Consider the following 5,032-nt stretch of genomic DNA (forward strand, 5'->3'; position numbering starts at 1 on the left):
GGGGTGGGCTGCGGCGGGGCGCTTCCCGAGGAACTGACGGAGGCGGAACTCGCACAGGAACCCACCTCGGCCCCAGAGGTGACAGCCGAGGGCCTCTGCCTTCCCACCGCCGCGGGCACCCAGCGGGTGAAAAGCATCCTGCCTCCCTCGGAGCTGGGCATCCCGCGCTTCGCGATGGGGCCGGGCAGCTTCGTGGACTTCCAGGGGACGCTGCACTTCGCGGTGAACGACGAGGATAGCCGCCGCGGCCTGTGGCGGAGCACCGGCACGGACGCGGGCACCACGGAGGTGAAGGGCTTCCCGGCGACCGCGGGCAGTTGGACGCCGCTGTTGTCGCAGCTCACCGCCACCCCGGCGCAGCTCTTCTTCCAGGCGCCGGACGCGACGCACGGCGCCGAGCTGTGGGTGAGCAACGGGACGACGGCCGGCACCCGGATGGTGAAGGACCTGACGCCGGGCGTGGAGGACTCGTACCTGACGCACCTGACGGCGGCCGGCTCCACGCTGGTCTTCTTCAAGGAGACGTACGACGCCACGGCGTCCGCCACGCGCTATGAGCTGTGGAGGTCGGACGGCACCGGCGCGGGCACGGTGCGAGTGCGCGACTTCGGCACCGGCGTGGACGTGAGCTACCTGGACGCGAAGCAGGGCAACGCGCTGCAGTTCTTCGTGCGCGAACTCCAGGGCGCCACCTCCCTGTGGCGGACGGACGGCACCTCCGCGGGCACCTTCCAGCTGAAGCGGCTGGACGCGGGCCCCGACACCTACCCGAACGACGTGCGCCCCACCGGCGCGCAAACCCTCTTCAAGCTGGATGAGCCCAGCGGCCTGCAGGAGTTGTGGAAGACGGACGGCACGGCGGCCGGCACGGTGCGGCTGGCGTCCTTCGGCTCCACGCGCGGGATGCGAGTGCTGGGCGCGCTGGGCACGTACGCGTACGTCACGACGACGTCCTACAGCACCCAGTACATGGTCATCTACCGGGTGCCCCTCACCGGCGGGAACCCGGAGCCCGTGGTCACCCTGCCCAATGACTACGCGTCGCAGGGCGAGGCGTTCCCATACATCGATGCCGTGAGCCAGGTGCCGGGTGGCAAGAAGCTGTACTTCGCCGTGGCCATTGGCAGCAACGGCCCCGCGCCGCGCGACACGCAGCTGTGGGTGACGAACGGCACCGCCGGGGGCACCACGCTGCTGCGCCGGCCGCTCAGCCTGTCGGACGAGTACAGCTCGCCGGTGTACGCGGCGGCGGACAACCTGGTCTTCTTCAGCGCCTATCAGGTCACCGACGGGATCGAACCCTGGGTGAGCAACGGCACGGGGGCCGGGACGCGCCGCCTCAAGGACATCGCCGCGCCGGCCCAGGGAGGCTCCTCCTATCCGCGCGAGTTCTTCCGCCTGGGCAGCCGCGTCTACTTCAGCGCCTATGACGACACGCTGAACGCGCAGCTCTGGTCCACCCAGCTCAGCAACGCCTGCGTGGCGCCGGAAGACGCACAGTAGGCGCATGGGGCCTCCCCGCCTGGTCTCCAGGCGGGTGGCCGTGCCCGGCGGATGCGTGGGTGTTAGACACCTTCTCATGCCCACCGTCAGCGACAGCGCGCGCAGCGCGGGACTCCGCCTCGAACGCAGCCGGGCCTCCCGTCAGTTCGAGGGTCACGGCTTCCGCAACACCGCCCCCGTGGGGGCCGGCCTCCAGGGGAACGCGCTGCCCCTGCTGGGCGAATACTTCTTCGGAGGCGCGCAGCGCACGCCGCCCGCGCCGCTGCCGGTGGAGGATCCGCGCGGCGCCTGGACCCGCGCGCCGGACACCGGCCTGCGCGTCACCTGGCTGGGCCACAGCACGATGCTGCTGGAGGTGGACGGGGCGCGCGTGCTGACCGACCCCGTCTTCGGCGACCGGGTCTCGCCCGTGTCCTTCGCGGGCCCCAAGCGCTTCCACGCCACGCCCGTGCCGCTGGACGCGCTGCCGGACCTGGACGCGGTGCTGGTGTCGCACGACCACTTCGACCACCTGTGCCGGAGCACCATCCGGGCGCTGGCGAAGCGGCGGGTGCCCTTCGTCACCGCGCTGGGCGTGGGGCGCCACCTGGAGTCCTTCGGCGTGGCGCCGGAGCTGATCACCGAGCTGGACTGGTGGGAGGAGCACCGCGTGGGCCCGGTGGCCTTCCGCGCGACGCCCTCGCAGCACTTCTCCGGCCGCGGCCTGGGCGACCGCAACAAGACGCTGTGGGCGTCGTGGGTGCTCACCACGGACAAGCACCGGCTGTTCTTCAGCGGCGACACCGGCCTCACGACAGAGTTCGAGGAGATTGGCCGGCGATGCGGCCCCTTCGACCTGGTGATGCTGGAGGTGGGCGCGTTCCACCCGAGTTGGGGCGGCATCCACCTGGGCCCGGAGAACGCGCTCAAGGCGCACGCCATGCTGGGCGGCGGCACGCTGATGCCGGTGCACTGGGGCACCTTCAACCTGGCGCTGCACGCGTGGGACGAGCCCGTGGAGACGCTGGTGAAGCTGGCCACGGAGCAGCAGGTGCGCCTCTTCACGCCGGGCCTGGGCCGGAGCCTGGAGCCCTCGCGCGTGGAGGGTGTGACGCCGTGGTGGCGCGACGTGGGCGAGCCCCGCCTCGTGGCCCCGGCTGGCGCCGTGACGTGAAGGCCGCGTGACGCCAGGGCTCGACGCCCACCCGACGTGAAGGGCGTAGAGTCCCTGGCCATGCGCCCCTCCCTCCGGATCCCCGTCGCGCTGTCCCTGGCCGTCCTGCTGTCGCCGCTCGTGGCGTGCGACCCCGCGGCCGGGGAGCCCTCAAAGCCAGATGATCAAACGCCCGGCGTGACGAAGAGCGCGAAGCGGGGCCTCGGGTATGGCTATCACTCGGCGGAGGACCTGAAGGCGCTCTCCCCGGGGATGAGCTGGTGGTACAACTGGTCGCCCAAGCCGGAGAGCGGCGCCGCCAGCGTCTACGTCTCGGAGAAGGTCTCCTTCGTGCCCATGGCCTGGGGCGGCACGCCCACGGTGGCCCAGCTCGAATCGGAGATTCCGGCGGGCGCGCAGGTCCTGCTGGGATTCAACGAGCCCAACTTCAAGTCGCAGGCGAACAAGACGCCCCGCCAGGCCGCGGCGCTCTGGCCCGTGCTGGAGGAGGTGGCCCGCCGCAAGGGACTCAAGCTGGTGTCCCCGGCGGTGAACTACTGCGGCGACTGCGTGTCGGAGGACGGCGTCACCTTCACCGACCCCGTGGTGTACCTGGATGCCTTCTTCAAGGCCTGCGCGAACTGTCAGGTGGATGCCATTGCCATCCATTGGTACGCGTGCGACCTGAGCGCGCTCAAGTGGTACGTGGGGCAGTTCAAGAAGTACAACAAGCCGCTCTGGCTGACGGAGTTCGCGTGCGGCGACCGGCCGCACAACGAAATCACCGTGGACGTGCAGAAGAAGTACATGGTGGATGCCATTGGCTATCTGGAGACGGAGCCCTCCATCGAGCGCTACGCGTGGTTCTCCGGCCGCAACAATGAAATCCCCTCCATCAACCTGCTGGGCGCCTCGGGTGAGCTGACCGAACTGGGCCGCCTGTACGTCACGCTCGCCGCCGGGGCCGCGCAGCCGTCGCCCTGACCGGGGTGAGGTTCCAACCTACACACAGGGTTGGACAGACGCGAAGACGTCTATTCGGTGCTCCTGGGATTCTGGGGCTAAAGTAGACGTCTCATGACGCTCGACGCGGGGGACACCTTCGGAAGGTATGAGCTGGTGTCCTGGCTGGGCCGGGGCGGCATGGCGGAGACGTGGCATGCCCAGCTGGTGGGCGCGGCGGGCGTCACCAAGCCCGTGCTCATCAAGAAGGTCCTTCCGGAGTACGCGGACGACGAGGCCTTCATCTCCATGTTCATCAGCGAGGCGCGCATCTCCGCCACGCTGTCCCACGGCAACGTCGCCCAGGTCTTCGACTTCGGACAGGTGGAGGGCGAGTACTTCCTCGCCATGGAGTTCGTCGACGGCAAGCCGCTCGACAAGGTGCTCAAGCGCGCGATGCGCAGCGGGCTGCCCGCCCTGCCGATTCCCGTGGCGGTCTTCATCGCGATGGAGATGTGCCGGGGCCTGCACTACGCGCACTCGCGCACGGACAGCAGCGGCAAGCCGCTGGGCATCGTCCACCGCGACATCTCTCCGGACAACGTGCTCGTCAGCTACGAGGGCCAGGTCAAGATCGTCGACTTCGGCATCGCCAAGGCGCAGCTGCTGCGTGGCTTCAAGACGGCACCCGGCGTGGTGAAGGGCAAGTACCTCTTCTTCTCTCCAGAGCAGGCGCGCGGAGAGGACGTGGATGCGCGCACGGACGTCTGGGCCACCGGCGTGGTGCTGTATGAGTTGCTGTGCGGCCGGTTGCCCGTGGATGGTCCGCCGCATGTCGTGATGATGAAGATTGCTCACGGCGAGATTCCACCGTTGAGCCAGCTGAGACCGGACCTGCCGGAGGCGCTCAACCGCATCGTCCTCCAGGCGCTGAGCCCGGACCCGGCGCAGCGCTTCGCCACCAGTCACGCGTTCGGGGATGCGCTGGCGGGGTTCCTGTATGCGAATCATCCCCGCTTCTCGTCGTTGAGCCTCGCGCACCTGCTGCGCGTGCTGTTCCGGGGAGACCTGCTGAACGAAGGCCGGGAGCTGGCGGTTCCCGATGACTTCCTGGAGGAGCTCAAGGCGTGGCGGAACCCCGCGACGCCAGACCAGATCCCCACGGTCCCCCACCTCCGGGCCATCAAGACGCCCCGTCCTTCCCCCGCGCCGGGCATCATCACGCGCGAGTCCCAGGAAGAAGAGGCACCGGATGTGCCCACGGCCGAGGTCGCGCCGGTCCGCCGCTCCCGCTCGCCATGGGTGGGGCTCGCGGTGGGGGGCGCGGCGCTGCTGGCGCTGGGCGGTGGCGTCTGGTGGACACAGGTCCGGCGCGTGCCTGAAGTCCCGCGGGCAGAAAGCTCCACCGTGCCGCCCGTGGTGGCGACGGTGTCGGATCCAGCACCTGCACTCGTG

At 69.8% G+C, this 5,032-nt stretch carries 4 protein-coding genes; all 4 read left to right on the top strand.

The window, feature by feature from the left end:
- On the top strand, positions 1 to 1,503 hold a 1,503-nt coding region (locus D7Y15_RS42200), incomplete at its 5' end, for an ELWxxDGT repeat protein (RefSeq protein WP_121756086.1).
- Between the two features lie 76 nt (positions 1,504 to 1,579).
- A complete protein-coding gene (locus tag D7Y15_RS42205; RefSeq protein ID WP_121756087.1) occupies positions 1,580 to 2,656 on the top strand; it encodes an MBL fold metallo-hydrolase in 1,077 nt (358 codons plus the stop codon).
- A 60-nt stretch (positions 2,657 to 2,716) separates the two neighbouring features.
- Positions 2,717 to 3,619, top strand: coding sequence for a glycoside hydrolase family protein (locus D7Y15_RS42210; protein ID WP_120581447.1), 903 nt, complete (start codon positions 2,717 to 2,719; stop codon positions 3,617 to 3,619).
- Positions 3,620 to 3,712: 93 nt separating this feature from the next.
- Positions 3,713 to 5,032: serine/threonine-protein kinase (locus D7Y15_RS42215; protein WP_148713022.1), on the top strand; the 1,320-nt coding region annotated here is incomplete at its 3' end.

Origin of the sequence: Corallococcus sp. AB030, from assembly GCF_003668965.1 — a bacterium.
GTDB lineage: Bacteria > Myxococcota > Myxococcia > Myxococcales > Myxococcaceae > Corallococcus > Corallococcus exiguus.

Bases quoted from the DNA above. Each gene is read 5' to 3' on its own strand.
- D7Y15_RS42205 (WP_121756087.1), top strand. From the start codon at position 1,580: ATGCCCACCGTCAGCGACAGCGCGCGCAGCGCGGGACTCCGCCTCGAA.
- D7Y15_RS42210 (WP_120581447.1), top strand. From the start codon at position 2,717: ATGCGCCCCTCCCTCCGGATCCCCGTCGCGCTGTCCCTGGCCGTCCTG.